This is a genomic window from Microbacterium sp. CFH 31415 (assembly GCF_022538185.1).
In the GTDB taxonomy this organism is placed as follows: Bacteria; Actinomycetota; Actinomycetes; order Actinomycetales; family Microbacteriaceae; genus Microbacterium.
The window spans coordinates 142,032-159,937 of record NZ_JAKYXC010000016.1; the positions used below are offsets into that span (position 1 = coordinate 142,032).

The window sequence follows — 17,906 nt, forward strand, 5'->3', positions numbered from 1 at the left end:
GCTGCGCGCCGCGCCGCAGCATCCGTCCCCCGGCGCTTACCGTGGACAGGGAGGTGGTGGGGGCCATGGCACGGGTGGGTGGACGCAACTCGTGGATCGCCGTGCCCGTCGGCCTCGGATGCGCGGCGATCGTCGGCGCGCTGGTCTGGCTCTCTCTGCCGATGGTGCCGGTCACCGTGGCGTGGGCCGGCGACATGCTCCGCAACGCGACCACGCCGCGCCCGCAGCCGACGCAGGTCGACACGCCCGCGCGGCAGGCGGCGGAGGGGAACCGCCTGGACTGTCGCACCCTCTACTCGGACAGCCTGTGGAATGAGATGACCTGGACCGGCCGCACCGTCCTCGACCAGGACCTCGACCCGCCGTCGACGACCGTGCCGACGCTCCTCGAGGTGCTCACCCCGGACGTGCGCGTGACGTGCCACTGGGCTGCGCCCGACGGGGGCACGGTCGTGTCCACGCTCGCCGCGGTCGACGAGGCGGCGCCGGCGCTCGCCGAGGCGGCGCTGCGCGGGCAGGGCTTCTCGTGCGCGATGAGCGACGCGGGGCTCCACTGCGCAGGACGCGTCGGGCGCGAGACCGAGACCCACGTCTTCCGCGACGGGCTGTGGCTGGCGAGCGTCGAGTCGGCGTGGCATCCCGAGGACTACGCTGCCCGCTTGGAGCGCCAGGTCTTCGGGTGACCGGCGCGAGCCGGACCGAGACACGGGTGAGCGGGGGTCAGCCGAAGATGCTCGACACGATCGCCGAGGTGTAGCCCGCGGGGGCGAGGTTGGAGAACTGCGTATCGATGAGGATGCCGTCGCGCCAGAACAGAGTGCGGCCGTCGGTCACCGGATACGTCTCGTTCTCCCACGTCTTCTCGCAGCGCGTGCCGCCGTCGGGGGTGTAGCAGGTGAAGTCCTCGTCGTCAGCGAGCCCGTTGAGAAGATCGAGCGCCGGACCCCGCGAGACGTAGGCGACGGTCGTGATGAGGCCGGTCGTGTCGGCGGCCGGGTCGCGCCACACGCAGATCAGGCTGCCGTCGCTCTGGAGGCCGGAAGGGCCGAAGGCGGGGTCGTTCAGCGGCACATCGGCGAGCTCGGCGAGCACCGAGGCGTTGAGGATCGCGCGGCAGTCGTCGGGGATGTCGACCCGCACCGCCGTGGGGCTGGCGGTGACCGTCGGAATGGGGGTCGCATCCGTCGTCTCGGCCTGCGCGGTCGGAGTCGGGCCAGCGCCGCCGGTCGTCGCGGCGGCGCAGGCGGAGAGCGCGGCCATCGCGAGGAGGAGGGATGCCGCTGCGGCGGCGAGCCGCGACGTTCGGTGGGCCATGCGCCCACCCTAGGTCGTCGTCGCGGCGTGCGACGGCCAGCGCGCCGACCCGGCGCAGTGACCGGAACCGTGTGAAACAGTGCGCAATCGCGTCGGCATGGCTTCCGGGCGCGAGGCGCACCCCGGGCTACTCTCACTGTGCGGGACCGAACCCCGCGTGAGGAGTGCCTGCGATGAGTGACTCGAAGTCGACCTACGGCGAGCCGGTCGAAGAGCCCACGCCCGAGGGTGATGTCGTCGGCCGTGCGCATGAGGGGCTGGCAGAGGCGGAGGCCGTTCGGGCCGAGTCCGCCGATCCCGGCGTGGCCGCACCGGCGGACGTTCCCGCCGAGCCGGCCGCGGCGGCCGCACCGGCCGAGCCCGACCCGTGGGACTCCGCCGAGGCGGCGTCCCTGCAGCACGACCGGGCTCCCGCGCCGGCCGCCGACACCGCCGTCTACGACTCGAGCGCCGAGACCGTCGCGGTGGCCCCTTCGGTCACCCCGAGCGAGCCCGTCGCCGAGACCGTCGTCGCCTCTCCGGTGGCACCGCAGCCGATCTTCGTCCAGGCGCCGGAGGCGCCGCGCCCGCGCGGCAACCGCGCCGCTGCGGGTGCGATCGGCCTGGTCGCCGCGCTCGCGTTCGCTGTGCTGTACTTCGGGGTGTGGCTCGCACTGGCGGGCATCGCGGGCGAGCTGAACGTAGACGACATCGCCGGGCACGCGCTCGCCGCCCTGTCGTCATGGGTGCTGTGGGTGCCCGTCATCGTCTTCTTCCTCTCGTTCTGGCTGCTCGGCGCGATCATCAACCGCGGCCGCTGGGGCTCCTGGGTGATCTTCGGGCTGCTCGTCGGCTTCGCCTCGTGGGGCGGCTACCTGCTGGGCCAGCTGTTCCAGGAGCAGTTCTGGAACATCACCGCCTCGCAGGGGGCGGAGCTCATGGAGCAGCACATCCTCGCTCCGCTCGCGATCGCCGCCTTCATCATCGGTCGCGAGCTCACCATCTGGTTCGGCGCCTGGGCGGCCTCGCGCGGCAAGCGCGTCACCGAGCTCAACGTGGAAGCCCAGCGCGAGTACGAGCGCACCCTCGAGGCGGGGCCACAGCTCGTCCGGCAGTAGATGTCCACTGAGCCGCAGTCGACGGGCGGACCGGTCCGCCCGGTCACGGCGCTCGTCTTCGCGACCGTCGGCTACATCGCGCTCCTGATCTTCGGGCTCGGGATGACCAGCCTGGTGAGCGGACAGGACGTCATCGCCACGCCCGGACTCGGTCAGGCTCCGGGCATCGTCGCCAGCCTCGTGTCGACGGCGGCGTTCGCCGCAGCACTCTGGGCGACCGTGCGTCGTCGGCCCGCCTCGTTCTGGGGCGCGGCATGGACCGCGGTCGCGTGCTTCGCAGGCTATGTGGGTGGGGTGTGGATCGGCGCCCTCGCGACGGGGACGGACCTCGCGATCGCCTCCGCCGTCGCCGGCCGCATCGCCACCTCGTGGTTCGGACTCGTCATCGGGGCTGCGGGATTCGTCGCAGGGTGGGCGGGCATCGCGCTCGTCCGCACGCGCGCACAGCGTCCGCGCTGGCCGTGGGAGGACGAGTTCGACGAATGACCGGACGCACGGGATCCGCGGAATCCCGGCACAGGCGGTCATGCGGTACTACCGTGGACTCGTGGAGCGCTCGCTCGAGACGCAGGTCAGCCAGGCGGTGGACGCCTGGCTGGCGTGGCTTCCTCGCTGGGAGCCCGCCACGCACCGCGGCCGGGTCGCCCCGTGCCGCCGCTGCTTCGGGTCGCCGGTGCTGTCGGCGGCGGGTCTCGGGGCCGATGTCCCGCACGGCGTGCAGCACGGCCTCTCGACGCGCATCAAGACCATCGTCGACCGCGCGGTGGCGGAGTACACCTCGCTGAACCTGCCGATGCTGCAGGCCGAGCTCGACCAGCAGGCCGCACGCAACCGATCCCGCAGCTATCGGCCGGCAGAGAACCTCGAGCCGGAGTACGAGGGTCTGCCGCTCGACCCCGACCCGGTGCCCGGTGCGCCCTTCCTCTTCACGATCTCCGGGCTGGCGGAGGAGGCGGACGCGCACATCCCGGCGCTGCCGCCGCTGAGCGATGAGGCGAAGGCTGCCCTGCGGCAGGAGGTCGGGCTCGCCGACGACTACGCCAACATGGTCGGCCGCGAGGTGTGCACGATCCTGCTGCACCACCGCCTGCGCATCCAGGCGGCGATCACCGAGTACGTCGAGCCGCAGATAGAGGCGATGCTCGAGGACCTCGCGCGGTCGCTCGACGCGCCGTTCGACCCGCACGATCCGTCGACGGGCTAGCGCCGGAGAGACCGTCTGCCCTCCACAGCATCAGGGTGTGCACAGGCTCATGGAGACGACTTTGTTAGCATGGCCGAGTTTGCTGTGCGATCGGCATGCCGGCTCTTTCGGCGGCAGGACAACCGAAGGAGGGGTCGTGGCCACCAGGCTCCCCTCCGCGCCGCCGATTCTGCCCGGACTCGCGTACATCCGCCCCCTCGGTTCGGGCGGTTTCGCCGACGTCTTCCTCTACGAGCAGGACATGCCCCGCCGCAACGTCGCCGTGAAGGTGCTGCCCAGCGACGTGCGCGATCCCGACCTGCGCCGCATGTTCAACGCCGAGGCCGACGTGCTCGCGCACCTCTCGGCGCACCCTTCCATCGTGACCGTCTACCAGGCCGGGATCTCGGCCGACGGCCGGCCGTACATCGTGATGGAGTACTGCCCGGGGTCACTGGCCCAGCGGTACCGCATCGAGCGAATCCCGGTCGATGAGGTCCTCACGATCGGCGTGCGCATGGCGGGTGCCCTCGAGTCGGCACACCGCGCCGGACTGGTGCACCGAGACGTCAAGCCGAGCAACATCCTCATCACGACGTTCGGCACGCCGGTGCTGGCCGACTTCGGCATCTCTTCGTCGCTCATCCAGAAGAGCGCCGACGAAGTCCTGGCCATGTCGATCCCGTGGAGCGCGCCCGAGGTCGTGGCCGAGCAGACAGCCGGCTCCATCGCCAGCGAGGTCTGGAGCCTGGGCGCCACGGTGTACTCCCTGCTCGCCGGGCACAGTCCGTTCGAGCGGCGTGAGCGCGGCCAGAACACGAAGGACCTGCTCCGCCGTCGCATCGCACGCGCAAGCTACACCGAGATCGCGCGCGCGGACGTGCCGGCATCGCTGCAGACGGTGCTGGCGACTGCGATGAACCGCGACCCCGCCCGCCGATACGCCTCGGCGCGCTCCTTCGCCGAGGCGTTGCGCGATGTGCAGGCCGAGCTGGGGCTGTCACCGACGTCACTCGAGATCCCCGAGGAGGAGTGGGCGCCCGCATCCGCCGGTGTCGACTTCACCGATTCCGCACTCCGCGGTCCCGCGCGCTCGCACCTGGAGCGCGACTCGGTGCGGAAGCGCCGTGCCGCGACCGGGGTGTCGGGGCTCGCCCGCGACGAGGACACCGAGTTCTCGGCGCCCGGCCCCGCGCGGCACAGCGTCGTGCCGTGGATCGTCGGCGGAGTGGTCGGACTCACCGTCGCGGGTGCCGCCGTGCTCGTCGCGATGTTCGCGACGGGGGTGCTGTGATGCGCCGCCGTACGGTCGCCGGTCTGGTCGCTTCGGCCTCGGTCGCCGCCGTGGTCATCGGGGCGAGCGTGATCTGGCCCGGGCTCGATGCGCAGGAGACCCCCGACGTCGACACCGCTGTGTGGGCGCTGCAGACGGGCGAAGGTCGCCAGTACGCGCGCGTGAACACCTCCGTGCGCGAGCTCGACACCGTGCGCGGGATCAGCAACCCCGACCGCGTCGTGCAGAGCGGCGATGCCGCCTACATCTTCAGCGACAGCCTCAGCAAGGTCACTCGCATCGACGAGTCGCTGCCGGCCGATCTCGACGACGAGGCCCTGCGCGCGTCGGCGTCCACGCCGGCCGGCACGACCGAGGTGGCGACCGCGGGCGACTTCGTCGCCTACCGCACCGACGCCGGCGTGGTGTTCGCGGGGCTGCTGTCCGCCGGGGACCCGGCCCGGCTCGACCCCTTCCCCTCGGAGGACGAGGATGCGCCGCAGTACAGCGCGGACGCGATCGCCGTCGACGACCGCGGCATCCTCTTCGCCTACTCCCGAGAGGACGCCTCCGTCCTTCGGTACGACATCGAGGCCGGCGAGGTGGCGGGCCGTGACCCGATCGAAGCAGACGACATCGCCGCACCGGCGATCACCGCGGCCGGAGACGTGTGGGCGGTCGCCGACACCGAGACCGGCGACGTGTGGCTGCGTGGTGCTGAAGGCCCCACACAGACCGTGGCGAGTGCCGGTCTGATCGTGGGCGAGCCCGATCCGGCCGGCCAGAGCGTCTACCTCGCCGACGATTCGGTGCTGGTGCGCGTGCCCGCCGACGGCACGGCCCCGCAGACCGAGGCCGGCGACCCGGACGCGCCGCTGGGCGTTCCGGCGCGGCCGATCGTCCAGGACGGCACCGTCTACGCCGCCTGGCTCGGGGCGGGTGCGGAGGGCGGGTCGCTCTGGAGGTCGGACAGCGGGCCCACCGCGCTTGACTATGGCGGTGAAGAGCTCGCCGACGAACGGCGCCCGACGTTCGTCGCGAGCGACCGCGCCGTCATCCTCAACGACATCCGGTCGGGCTGGGCGTGGACCGTCCCCGACGGCCGGCTCATCGAGTCGAGCCAGGACTGGTCGCTCGACGATCGCACCGAGTCCGACGCCGTGCCCAGCGACGATCAGCTGACGGTCGTCATCGACCCGAAGCCCCCGATCGCCGAGCCCGATGCGTTCGGGGTGCGCGCGGGGAGCCTCACCACGCTGCCGGTGCTGATGAACGACCACGACCCGAACGAAGACGTGCTGAGCATCGACCCCGCATCGGTCTCGGGCCTCGATCCCGCCTTCGGCACGGTGTCCATCACCGACAACGGGCAGCGGCTGGCGGTGCGCACGACGCCGGAGGCGACCGGCTCGGCGACGTTCTCGTATGCGGTGACCGACGGAACAGCCACGTCCGGTCTCTTCTCCGACGCGACGACCATCACGCTGACGGCGGCCGCGGCATCCGTCAATACGGCTCCGCAGTGGTGCGGCGTCGAACGCTGCCTCGTCGAATGGCCCGAGCCCGAGGTCGCGCGCGGAGGCACCATCACCGTGCCGGTGCTGCCCGGCTGGGTCGACCCCGAGGGCGACCCGCTCCTCCTGCTGTCGGTCGAGAACACGAGCGCGGTGGGCAGCGTGGCCGCGACGCCGTCGGGCGACGTCGTCTACCAGCACAGCGACGACGGGAGCGGGGCCGAGCAGCAGGTCGAGCTCGTCGTCACGATCGCCGACACCGAAGGAGCGACCACCCGGAAGTCCCTCGTCGTGACGGTGTCGCCCGAGCCGCTGCTCGAGGTGCACTCCTTCGCGGTCGTCGACACGGTCGACACCGCGCTGACCGTCGACATCGCGCCGCACGTGACGGGCACGGCCGGCCTGCTGAGGCTCGACTCGGTGCGCGTGCTCGATGACGCGGAGGCCACGGCCACGGCGGCCGACGGCACGACCGAGTTCGACTTCTCTGCGAAGAAACCGGGCACATTCCGCGTCGACTTCACCGTCACCGACGGCACGAGCGAAGCGACGGGAACGGCCCGCATCACCCTGCTGCCGGCGGATGCCCCGGCCGACCTGGCGACGTCGCCCGTGGTCGCCTTCGTCCACCCCCAGCAGGATGCGACGCTCGACGTCTTCGCGGCGGTCTCGAACCCCACGCGGCGCGTCCTGCTGCTCAGCGATGTCGTCGCGGATGCCGAAGAGGGCGCCTCGCTGACCGTCGACACCGTCGGTCAGAGCAATCTCCGCGTGTCGGGCACGACGGCGACGGGCGAGCCCGGCCGCCTCGGCACGGTGAGCTATGTCGTCAGCGACGGCACCGAGGACGCCGGCTCACGAGTTGTGGGCGAGGCCACGGTCTATCTGCTTCCGCTCGCCCCCGAGCTCGCGCCCATCGCCGTCGACGACACCGTCGTCGTGCGTGCCGGCGCCCAGATCGACATCCCCGTCCTGGAGAACGACATCTCGCCCGCGGGCGGACGCCCCACGCTGAACCCGGCCTCGGTGGTCTCGTCGACCGACGATGCGCTCGCGTTCGCCTCCGGCGACCTGCTGCGCTACCTCGCGCCCGACGAGCCGGGCGAGTACGCGGTCGACTACAGCGTCTTCACGACCGGCGCTCCGGCACTCGCCGACGACGCGGTCGTGCGCATCCGCGTGCTCGAAGACGAGGTGAACCGGGCGCCCGTTCCCGACCGGCTCGAGGGCCGCGTGCTCAGCGGAGCATCGGCGCTCATCGAGTTCGACGGCTTCGGCATGGACCCCGATGGCGATGTCGTCACGCTGGACCGCATCGTCACGCAGCCGGAGCGCGGTGCGGCGACGATCTCGGCCGACGGCAAGTCGATCGTCTACTCGAGCGTTCCCGGCGACAAGGGTCAGGTGTCGTTCCGGTACAGCGTCGTCGACGCCTTCGGGGACACCGGCGAGGCCCGAGTGCGCATCGGCGTGCTGGACGGCGAATCGAACCCCAGCCCCGTGACCTTCACCGACTACGTCCAGGTGCAGGCGGGCGAGGGCAACACCATCAGAGTCAGCCCGCTGGCCAACGACGTCGACCCGACTCTCGGCACGCTGTCGGTCACCGCGGTGCGCCCCGACCTTCCGGAGACGCTTCTGGACGGCACTGACAACCCGGAGTTCGACCGGCTCGAGGATCGCATCCGCCGCACCGACGGCGCGACCGTCGTCATCGAGGCCGGCGAGGAGCCGACGACGATGTCGTTCCTCTACGACGTCGAATCGAGCTCGGGCAACACCGGTCGCGGTCTGATCGTGGTCAAGGTCGTCCGCGAGAACGTGCCCGACTACCCGGTCGTCGCCGACACGATCCTCACCGCCGAGACGCGCGAGGACTTCCCCGACGGCGTCGACGTGCTGGATGAGAAGGCCACCTGGTCGGGCGGTGACGTCTCGGACCTCGAGGTGTCGCTGTGGGGCGATCCGCCCGGCATCGAGGTCGACGGCTGGGACATCAGCGGCGCGCTGCCTGCGAAGACCCGCCTGATCCCGTTCGCCGTGACCGGCGAGGGCATCAACGGTCCGGTGACCACGTACGCGTTCCTGCGCGTGCCGGGCGACGACGACCTGGCGCTCTCGATCCGCTCCGGGGCGGCCGCGCCGGAGGTGACGGAGCTCGAGTCGGTGACGTTCGACATGGCCGACCTCGTGGCCAAGCCCCGCGGCACCACGCTCGAGGTCGGCCGTGACGTGCGCGCCTCGGGCGCGCGCGCGGAGGCGGCGTGCGTCGTCGAGGACGGCACGTCCGTGCGGTACGACTCCGGTCCCGGCGGCCCGTGGGCGGACTCGTGCCAGGTGCCGGTCAGGCTCGAGGGCCAGGACGACTGGACCTATCTCTCCGTGCCCATCGTCGTGAACGCGCTCGACCCGCAGCCGGTGCTGAGGGCCGGCTCGATGACCGTCGGGCCGGGCGAGACCTCGACGTTCGACCTGCGCGACATGACCTCGTGGCAGCTGCGGCAGGACTGGGAGGGCATCCGGTACGACCTCGACTACCCGGGTGCGGCGTTCGACGTGTCGCTCGAGGGATCGATCGTCACGGTGACCGGACGCGACACCGCGGTTCCCGGCTCGGAGGAGGCGGCGATCGTGTCGGTGACGAGCCACGAGGAGGTCGCCCCGGTGCGACTCATCCTGCGGGTCGGCGCGGCTCCCTCGACGCTCCCGCAGGGCGGTTCGACCACCCAGCAGTGCTCGCAGGCGAGCGGCACGTCGTGCACCATCTCGGTGATCGGCGTCGGCGGCGAGGTCAACCCGCTGCCGCGCACTCCGCTCGAGGTCGTCGACGTGCGTGCGACCGGCGCCTGCGTCGGTGTGACATTCGAGATCGCGTCCCCGACGTCCGTCGTGGCGTCGTGGAGCGGCGACGCCCCCGGTGCGACGTGCTCGGCGACGTTCTCCGTGCGCGACGCGCAGAACCGCACCACGAGCGGCGAGCGCGACGGGCGGCTGCTCCTCGACCTGCTCGGGTACCCGAAGGCGCCCGCGAGCGTCGTGCAGACCGCCTACGCGGACCAGACGGTGACGCTGCGCGTCGACCCGGGCGAGTCCCGCCTCGCGTACCCGGCTCTGTCGGGCTTCGTCATCCGCTGGAACGGGCAGAAGGTCAGCGACTGCTCCGCCGACGGCGTGTGCGCGCCCATCACCGCGCCCAACGGCGAGGAGCGCACGTACGAGGCGGTCGCTGTCAACGGCGTGGGTGAGTCGCGCACCGGCGTGCGCACCGTCGCGTGGGCGTACGACACCCCGTCCGCGCCGGCGCGGATCACCTGGGCGCCGGTCGCCACGGCGACGGGAGAGGGCGGCATCATCTCGCTGCTCGTCGAGGGTGTGGATGCCGCAGAGACGGGCAGTCTCGAGATCGTGAGCGCCGTCGGCGAGACGCAGCGCGTCGCCGTCGGCCGCAACGACGTCACCGTGCGCGTCCCGAGCTTCCGCGTCGGGTCGAATGCGGCCAACCCCGTCACGATCACGCCCCTCTCTCGTTTCGCACTCCCGCCCGGGCTCGGCGGACAGCCCAACGGCACGACGACGACGATCACGGCCAACGGCGTCGGCGCGCCCCTCAACGTCACTCTCTCGCTGGTCTCGCGGTCGACGGGCGACGGGCGGTCGACCATCGACGCCGTGGCGACGGCCCAGCCGAACGGCACCGGGTCGCAGCTGCGCTTCGGCATCGTCCCGTACGACGAGCGGGGGTCCTGCACCCCGGTCGCGGGCGGCGACCGCGCCTCGTTCGCCGGCATGGAGGACGGCCGTGACTACCGCTACTACGTGTGTGTGGAGTCCTGGTACGACGGCTCCTCGTTCGGCGCGGCGTCCGCCGACGAGACGGTGCGCGCCCAGCAGTCCGGCGCGGCGCCCCAGGGCTACACCTTCCGTGTCGCGCCCGACCCCGTGGTCGAAGGTCAGGCCGCCCGCTGGCGGATCGTCGACGACCCCGCTCCGGGTCAGGCCCCGCCGCGCTTCAACGTGGTGGTGTACGAGCGCTGGGGCCCGGGAACGTCGGTGTACGACCGCGATCCCGGCATCCGCGTGTTCTTCCGTCACCGGATCTGGGGCACCGAGTCCGACCGCGGGCCCGTGGTGCCCGCGCCGGGCAGCGCGCCGTACCAGGTGCAGGCGCGCTGGGCCGTCGGATCCTGCGTGGCGGGAGCGCCACTGTCGCTGACGAGCTCGTCGAGCAACGGCGAGGCCGGCATCGCATGGTCCGACGCCGGCGCCGTCTTCTACGATGCGGCGGGTGCGGCTCTTCCCTACACCGCGGGCACCTGGACCGTGCCTGCGGGAGCGACGCGTGTGGAGGGACTCCAGGTGACGGTCTCGTGGAACGCCGCGTGGAACCTCGCGCCCGCGTCGCAGACCCTCGGCGCCGCCTGCGATCCCGGCGCTCCGCCGGAGCCCACGCCGTGACCCCTTCGACCCAGTCAGATGAACGAGGACAGCACATGACGATCACGCAGGAGCAGGCGACCTGGTTCGCCCAGACGTTCGGGCAGCTCGCCGACAACGTGGAGCGCGCCGTGCTCGGCAAGCGACACATGGTCGAGCTGGTCCTGACCGCCATGCTCAGCGAGGGTCACGTGCTGCTCGAGGACGTCCCCGGCACGGGCAAGACGTCGCTCGCGCGGGCGATGGCGCAGTCGGTGCAGGGGACGAACACGCGCATCCAGTTCACCCCCGATCTCCTGCCCGGCGACATCACCGGCATCAGCGTGTACGACCAGAAGGAGGGCGTGTTCGAGTTCCATGCCGGACCGATCTTCGCCAACATCGTGCTCGCCGACGAGATCAACCGCGCGAGCCCGAAGACGCAGTCGGCGCTGCTCGAGGTGATGGAGGAGGGCCGGGTCACGATCGACGGCGTCACCCGCCAGGTGGGTGTGCCGTTCCTCGTGCTCGCGACGCAGAACCCGGTCGAGCAGGCCGGAACCTACCGCCTGCCCGAGGCCCAGCTCGACCGCTTCATGATGCGCACCTCGCTCGGCTACCCCGACCACGCCGCCACGGTGCGCATCCTCGACGGCGCCGCGGTCGCGACGGCCGACCTCGCGCCGATCATCACCCCGCAGGCGCTCGTGGGCATGGCCGACCTCGCCGCCCAGGTCTACGTCGACGCCCTCGTGCTCGACTACATCGCCCGCCTCGTGGACAGCACCCGCTCGGCCGACGAGGTGCGCCTGGGGGTCAGCATCCGCGGCGCCCTCGCCCTCACGCGCGCGACCCGCACGCGCGCGGTGTCGCAGGGACGCACCTATGCGACGCCCGACGACGTCAAGGCGCTCGCCGTGCCCGTGCTCTCGCACCGCCTGATCCTCCACCCCGAGGCCGAGTTCGACGGAGTCACTCAGGAGGCCGTGATCGGCCAGGTCCTGCTCGACGTCGCGCCGCCCAGTCGCCGCGAGGCCGTATGAGCCTGACCGAGTCACGCCTCACCCGGACCTCCGTCTCGACGGGGTCGTCGGGCCGCACGACCGTCACCGCCACCTCGGTGGCGTCGGGCGGCCGGTCGCGCGCCCTCGTGGGTGTCGTGGTGTGGTTCGTCGGTGCATGGACGGCCCTCGCCCGCGGGATCGCGACGGCGGCCGGGTGGGCCGCGCGGACGATCCGGCCGGCCGGGGTGCTGGTCGTGCTCGCCGCGACGGCGGGACTCGCGCTGGGCATCGTCTTCGGCTGGGTCGAGTGGATGGTGGCGGGCGTGGCCGCGCTCGTGCTGGTCGCGGCATCCGTCCCCTTCCTCTTCGGCGCCCGCTCGTACGACGTCGACCTGTCGCTGACACATGAGCGGGTCGTCGCCGGCGACGGCGTCACCGGCGAGATCGTCGTGCGCAACGACGGGCACCGCATCGCCCTCCCGGGCCGCCTCGACATCCCCGTCGGCGCGGGTCTCGTGGAGTTCGGAGTTCCCCTGCTGCGCCCCGGCCACACCGTCTCGCAGCCGCTCGACATCCCCGGCCTGCGTCGCGGCATCGTGACCGTCGGACCCGCGACGACCGTGCGCAGCGACCCGATCGGCCTGCTGCGCCGCGAGCACGCGTTCGAGGACGTGCACGACGTCTATGTGCACCCGCGCACGACGTCCCTCCCCTCCACGAGCGCGGGCCTGATCCGCGACCTCGAGGGCAGCCCCACCCGCCGGCTCGTCGACTCCGACATGTCGTTCCACGCGATCCGCGAGTACGCGCCCGGAGACTCCCGCCGGCAGATCCACTGGAAGTCGACCGCCAAGACCGGGCGGCTGATGGTGCGCCAGTACGAGGAGTCGCGGCGCTCGCGCATGGCGGTCGTGCTGGGCGTCGCCGAGCACGAGTACGCCGATCCCGACGAGTTCGAGCTGGCTGTCTCGTGCGCCGCCTCGCTCGGCCTGCGCGCGGTCCGCGACGCGCGCGACGTCGAGATCGTCACGGGGTCGGAGATCCCGCGCGTGGTCCGCGGTCGCCTGCGGGCGATCCGGCACATCCCGGCCGGCTCCCCACGCCCCATGCTCGACGGGTTCAGCGGTGTGACGATGCTCGAGAGCACCATGCCCATCGCCGACGTCTGCCGGCTCACCGCCGAATCGGGGGACCGCCTGTCGATCGCCTTCCTCGTCGTCGGGTCCCACGTCACCCTCACGCGGCTGCAGCAGGCCGCCCTCGCCTTCTCGGCGGACACCAGCGTCGTCGCGGTGATATGCGACGAGCGGGCGCATCCGCGGATGCAGCCGCTCTCCGCCCTGACCGTCCTCACCGTCGGCACCCTCGATGACCTGTCGGGTCTCCTTCTGCGCGGAGCGACGGCATGAGCGCGAATCGGGATGCCGCGACCGCGGCCGAGCGGCGACCGGTCCTGGTCCCGCGCATCGTCGTCGGGAGCCTGTTCGCCGTCGTGGTCGTCGGTGTGGCAGCGGCGGCCGCGTGGCCGATCTACCACTCGGCCGCGTTCGGGCTGCTGGTCGCGGTCGCGGTGTCGATCGCCGCGGCGCTCGCGGCGGTGGCCGCACGGCTGCGGTGGAACGGCTGGATCGTCGCCGGAGCACTGGCCGGCGTCTCTCTCGTCGTCGGCGTCCCACTGGCGGTGCCGTCGCGGCTCGGCGGCGCGAGCGACCTCCTGCGCGGATTCAGCGAGCTCTCCTCGGGCGCGCTGCTGGGCTGGAAGGACCTCGTCACCGTCGAGCTGCCCGTCGGCTCGTACCGCAACCTCCTCGTCCCGGCGCTGATCGTCTTCCTCGGGGGGACCTGCCTCCTGCTTCTGCTCGCGTGGCGCGAGGATCGCATCGCCTATGCAGCCGTCCCCGTCGCGCTGGGGATGGTCTCGTTCGGGCTCTTCTTCGGACGCACGACGGTGAGCACGCCCATCGAGATCGGGCCGCTCACGCTGTACGCGCCCGCCGAGACCGCGCTCGGCGCGCTGAGCCTGCTGTCGTGTCTGCTGTGGCTGGCCTGGCGCACGCACGACGAGCGCCTTCGCGCGCTGCAGCGCGCCGCAGCGTCGAGCGGCGTCCGCATCTCGCGTCGCCGGTCACGGGCCGACCGGCGGCGCACGGCGCTCGGCGCGGGCATGGTCGCGGCGGCGCTCGTGCTCGCCGTGGGCGTCGTTCCGTTCGCCGCGCGAGGCGCGGAACGCGAGGTGCTGCGCACCGCGGTCGGACCCGAGGTCGACCTCTCGGCAGCCGTGAGCCCGCTCGCCGAGTACCGCGCTCTGTTCGATGACGACCGCGTGCAGCAGGTGCTGTTCACGGTGACGACCGGAGCCGCGGCGCCCGAGCGCGTGCGCGTCGCCACCCTCGACTCCTACGACGGCGAGGTGTTCCGCAGCGGCGGGGAGGGGGCGGCGGACGCCGGACGCTTCGTGCGCGTGCCCTCGTCGCTCGATGCCGGACCCGGCACGCCGGTCGAAGCCACCGTGGAGATCGACGCTCTGGGCGGGATCTGGATGCCGACCGCCGGGCGGCTGTCGGGCGTCGCGTTCGCAGGCCCGCGCGCCGCGTCGCTCGTCGACCGCTTCTACTACAACGCCGCCGCGTCGGCCGGCGTGCAGACCGCGGGAGGAGGGCTCGCGTCCGGCGACCGCTACACCGCCTACGGCGTCGAGCCAGAGGTCCCCGCCCTGGAGGAGCTGGAGGCCCCGGGTGCCACCGCGGGCGACGTGGCCGCGCCGGACAGCCTGCGCGCGTGGGTGGAGAACCACGTCTCGGGCACCGGGGGAGCGGCCCTCGCCGACCTCGTCGCGCTGCTGCGGGACCGCGGCTATCTCAGCCACGGTCTCAGGGGAGGCCAGGGCGAGCCACTCCCGGTGTGGGCCGAGCAACTGCCCGACTACACGTTCCAGCCGAGCGCGTCGGGGCACTCGCTCGCCCGCATCGACGCGATGTTCGACCGGCTGCTCGAGCGCGAGGGCGACCCGCGCGCGCAGGCCTCCGGGAACTATGTCGCGGCCGTCGGCGACGACGAGCAGTTCGCGGTCGCCGTGGCGCTGATCGCGCGCGAACTCGGCTTCCCATCGCGGGTCGTGCTCGGCGCCCGCATCGGCGAGCCCCAGCCGGGCCTCGCGTCGTGCGGTGACGGCGTGTGCCGGGCGCGGGACCTGTCGGCCTGGACCGAGGTGCAGTCGGCCGAGGGGGACTGGGTGGCGGTCGACGTCACCCCGCAGTGGGCCGAGTCGCCCAGCCTCGACGTGACGGAGCAGCGCGACCCCGAGGTCGTCACGGAGGTGCTGCCCGATACGGTGGAAGAGGTCCTGCCTCCCGATCCGCTCCAGGAGGACTCGGCCTCGGGCGATCCCGCCGCCGACGACGCCGGGGTCGGCCTCGCGTGGCTGTGGCCGATCCTGCGCACCGCGGGCGTGGCGCTGCTCATCCTCGGACTCGCGCTCGGGCCGTTCCTCGTCGTCATCGCGGCGAAGGCGGCGCGCCGACGCGGACGACGGCGCGCGCCCTCACCCGCTGCCCGCATCGCCGGTGGCTGGGAGGAGTACGTGGATGCCGCGCTCGACACGGGCCGCGAGGCGCCGCGCACGCACACCCGACGGGAGCTCGCGACGGCCTTCGGCTCCGACACGGGGCTGCAACTCGCCGACACCGCCGACCGCGCCGTATTCTCGTCCGGAGATGAGACGGACGCCGATGCCGCGCAGTACTGGCGGGTGGTCGACGAGGAGCGTCGCCGCCTCGCGCAGGAGCGAGGGTTCTGGAGAGGGCTTGCCGTGACCGTATCGTTGAGATCGTTCGTCCGACACCTCGCACCCGCCACGGGTGCCCGCACGCGTTTCGCCGAGAGGGGGAGGCGCCGGGTCGTCCAGCCCGTGCGCCCCATGCCATGAATGCCGATGCATCCGCCACCGTCGCCGGGATCCTGATCTCGCTGCTCGCGGTCGCCGCCGTCTACGTCTGGACCGCGATCGCGCTGTCCGCCGTGTTCCGAAAGTCGGGCGAGGAAGCCTGGAAGGCGTGGGTTCCGGTCCTCAACGTGATCGTGCTGCTCCAGCTCGGCGGTCTCTCGCCCTGGCTCGTGCTGATGGCCCTCGTCCCGGTGCTGGGCGGCATCGCGCTGTGGGTCGTCGTCGTGATCGCCTGCTACCGCGTCAACGTCGCGTTCGGGTACGGCGCGGGAATGACCGTGCTCGCCGCGCTCCTCTTCCCGGTCTGGGCCACGGTCCTCGGCTTCGGCTCGGCCCGCTGGGTCGGCGCCGAGCCCGCCCCGGGGGTGCGCCGCTCCGTCGGCCCCACCGACGTGCCGGTTCCCGGCTCTTCTCCTGCGGACGCCGGCCCGCCGCCGCCCGGCGACACCCCGGCCGGCAACGCGTGGGCTCCCACCGCGCCGGCCACCATGCGTCCCGCACCGCCCGTGCCACCGGTGCCGCAGGTGCCGCCGGCACCGTCCGCACCTTCGCCGGACGAACCTCGCGCCGCTCCCGTCGCCGCCGCGGAGGAGCCGATCTCGTTCGTGCCGGTGACCGGCGCGTCCCGGCCCGTGCCCCCGGCATCCTTCGACTTCACCGAGCCCTCGCACCCCGGCGCGCCCCACCGACCGGCCGACCCGTCGCCGGTGCTCGACGAGGAGTCCGCGCCCGCGCCCGCGTCCTCTGCGCGCGCCAACCAGAACTGGGGCGGCTTCGACCTCGGTGCCGTCGTCGAGCTGACCGGAGAGGTCACGGCGGCCGTCAGCGGTGCTCCGCAGCCGATCGCCGCGGTCCCCGGCGTCGCTGCCGAACGGCCTGACGAGGAGTCCGACCAGCGTCCCGCGGTCACTCGTGTGCCCGCGGCGCGGCCGACGCCCGAGGTGGAGCCGTGGGCTCCGGCGCGATCACCCCTGCCGGAGGGCGACGCCTTCCCGGAGGCATCCGGCGAGGTGTCCGCCGTCGCGGGGGCACCGGATGCCGGCACCCCGCGCTCGGCGCGCACATCGGTCTCGGCGCAGCACGTGCTGCCCGAGATTCCGGACGGCGTCGACGAGACCGTGATCGCGAACCGCCGCAAGGCCAAGTGGTCGATCGTGCTGCCCTCGGGCGGTCTGGTCGAGCTCGCCGCCGACATCGTGCTCGTCGGTCGCCGGCCGGCACGGAGTACGGCCTATCCGGACGCGCAGCTCGTCGTGATCGATGACGGCACGGTGTCGAAGACCCACATGCGTCTGGAGCGCAACGGTGACGAGTGGTCGGTGACCGACCTGCACTCGACCAACGGCACGATCCTCATCGCGTCCGACGGCGCCGAGCGGGAGATCCCGCCGGGCGCCGCGCACCGTGCTCCGGCCCGGATGCTGCTCGGCGACGCCGAACTCCGGCTGCTGGCCGACGATTCGAGCCGATGACGCCGGCCGACCCCGCGAACCCGCCCGTCCCCGCAGCGGATCGCGCCCACCCCGGCGACGATGGCGCCGTCGACGAGGCGACGGTCATCGGGGCCCGCCGGCGAGCTGCGGCTGAGCCGGTCGACGAGGCGACGGCGATCTCCGCGCGGCGAGGTCGCGCACCTGACCCGGTCGGCGAGGAGACCGTGGTGTCGGTGCGCCGCCGCGGTCAGTCCGAGCCCGACGGCCCCGGCACGGCGGACGACACGATCCCCTCGGCTCGGGGCCGCGGCCTCGCCGGTCCTGCGGTGGCCGACGACGACACCGTGCTCTCGCGCCGGTCCGCCGCGGCGACCGACACCGTGCCAGACGTCGAGGAGACCCTGCTCCGCCCGCCGGCCGCGTCGGGCGACGCCCGCCGTGAGCCCGGTCCCGTCGACCGCGCGCCCGGCGGTCGGGACGCGCGCATCCCCGACGCCGACGCACTCCGCGCCCCCGTCCCGCCGCGCCCGGTCCCCCCGGTGACCGCCGCCCGCGGCGCGGCACCGGTGCGTCCTCCGAGCATCGAGCGCACGGGCCCGGTCCCGGATCATGAGAGTGTGGAGCGTGCGGCACGAGCCCGTGACCGACGGCGCACGATCGTCGTCGTGCTCGTCGCGGCGGCCGTGGTGCTCGGATCCGCGGCTGCGCTCGTGCTCCTGCTGACCTGACGGC

General features: G+C 72.9%; 12 protein-coding genes. 11 read left to right on the forward strand and 1 reads right to left on the reverse strand.

Going from position 1 to position 17,906, the window contains the following annotated elements:
• Positions 1-65: 65 nt before the first annotated feature.
• On the forward strand, positions 66-683 hold the full coding sequence (locus MK786_RS14850) for a hypothetical protein (protein WP_241113012.1): 618 nt from the start codon (positions 66-68) through the stop codon (positions 681-683).
• Positions 684-720: 37 nt separating this feature from the next.
• Here MK786_RS14850 and MK786_RS14855 read toward each other — a convergent pair whose 3' ends face one another.
• Positions 721-1,314, reverse strand: a complete 594-nt coding sequence (locus MK786_RS14855; RefSeq protein WP_241113013.1) for a hypothetical protein — start codon at positions 1,312-1,314, stop codon at positions 721-723.
• A 173-nt stretch (positions 1,315-1,487) separates the two neighbouring features.
• On the opposite strand from MK786_RS14855, the gene MK786_RS14860 reads away from it, so the two are divergent.
• The 10 genes from MK786_RS14860 to MK786_RS14905 all read left to right on the forward strand — a co-directional run bounded on the left by MK786_RS14860 (position 1,488) and on the right by MK786_RS14905 (position 17,902).
• Positions 1,488-2,411, forward strand: coding sequence for an ABC transporter (locus MK786_RS14860; RefSeq protein ID WP_241113014.1), 924 nt, complete (start codon positions 1,488-1,490; stop codon positions 2,409-2,411).
• Entirely contained in the window at positions 2,412-2,897 is a 486-nt protein-coding gene (locus tag MK786_RS14865) for a hypothetical protein (RefSeq protein ID WP_241113015.1), read from the forward strand.
• A 61-nt stretch (positions 2,898-2,958) separates the two neighbouring features.
• Positions 2,959-3,615 (forward strand): spermidine/putrescine ABC transporter substrate-binding protein, encoded by a 657-nt coding sequence (locus MK786_RS14870; RefSeq protein WP_241113016.1) that lies wholly within the window; start codon positions 2,959-2,961, stop codon positions 3,613-3,615.
• 136 nt (positions 3,616-3,751) lie between these two features.
• Positions 3,752-4,888, forward strand: a complete 1,137-nt coding sequence (locus tag MK786_RS14875) for a serine/threonine-protein kinase (protein WP_241113017.1) — start codon at positions 3,752-3,754, stop codon at positions 4,886-4,888.
• Entirely contained in the window at positions 4,888-10,836 is a 5,949-nt protein-coding gene (locus MK786_RS14880) for an Ig-like domain-containing protein (protein WP_241113037.1), read from the forward strand. The genes MK786_RS14875 and MK786_RS14880 overlap by 1 nt, the downstream gene beginning before the upstream one ends.
• Positions 10,837-10,871: 35 nt before the next feature.
• Positions 10,872-11,837, forward strand: coding sequence for a MoxR family ATPase (locus MK786_RS14885; RefSeq protein WP_241113018.1), 966 nt, complete (start codon positions 10,872-10,874; stop codon positions 11,835-11,837).
• Complete coding sequence (locus MK786_RS14890) at positions 11,834-13,207, forward strand: DUF58 domain-containing protein (RefSeq protein ID WP_241113019.1); 1,374 nt, start codon at positions 11,834-11,836, stop codon at positions 13,205-13,207. Before MK786_RS14885 ends, MK786_RS14890 begins: the two co-directional genes overlap by 4 nt.
• Entirely contained in the window at positions 13,204-15,723 is a 2,520-nt protein-coding gene (locus MK786_RS14895; RefSeq protein ID WP_241113020.1) for a transglutaminase-like domain-containing protein, read from the forward strand. The genes MK786_RS14890 and MK786_RS14895 overlap by 4 nt, the downstream gene beginning before the upstream one ends.
• Entirely contained in the window at positions 15,720-17,213 is a 1,494-nt protein-coding gene (locus MK786_RS14900; RefSeq protein ID WP_241113021.1) for a DUF5684 domain-containing protein, read from the forward strand. The genes MK786_RS14895 and MK786_RS14900 overlap by 4 nt, the downstream gene beginning before the upstream one ends.
• Positions 17,210-17,902: a hypothetical protein gene (locus MK786_RS14905; RefSeq protein WP_241113022.1), complete on the forward strand. Its 693-nt coding sequence runs from the start codon at positions 17,210-17,212 to the stop codon at positions 17,900-17,902. The genes MK786_RS14900 and MK786_RS14905 overlap by 4 nt, the downstream gene beginning before the upstream one ends.
• Positions 17,903-17,906: the final 4 nt, after the last annotated feature.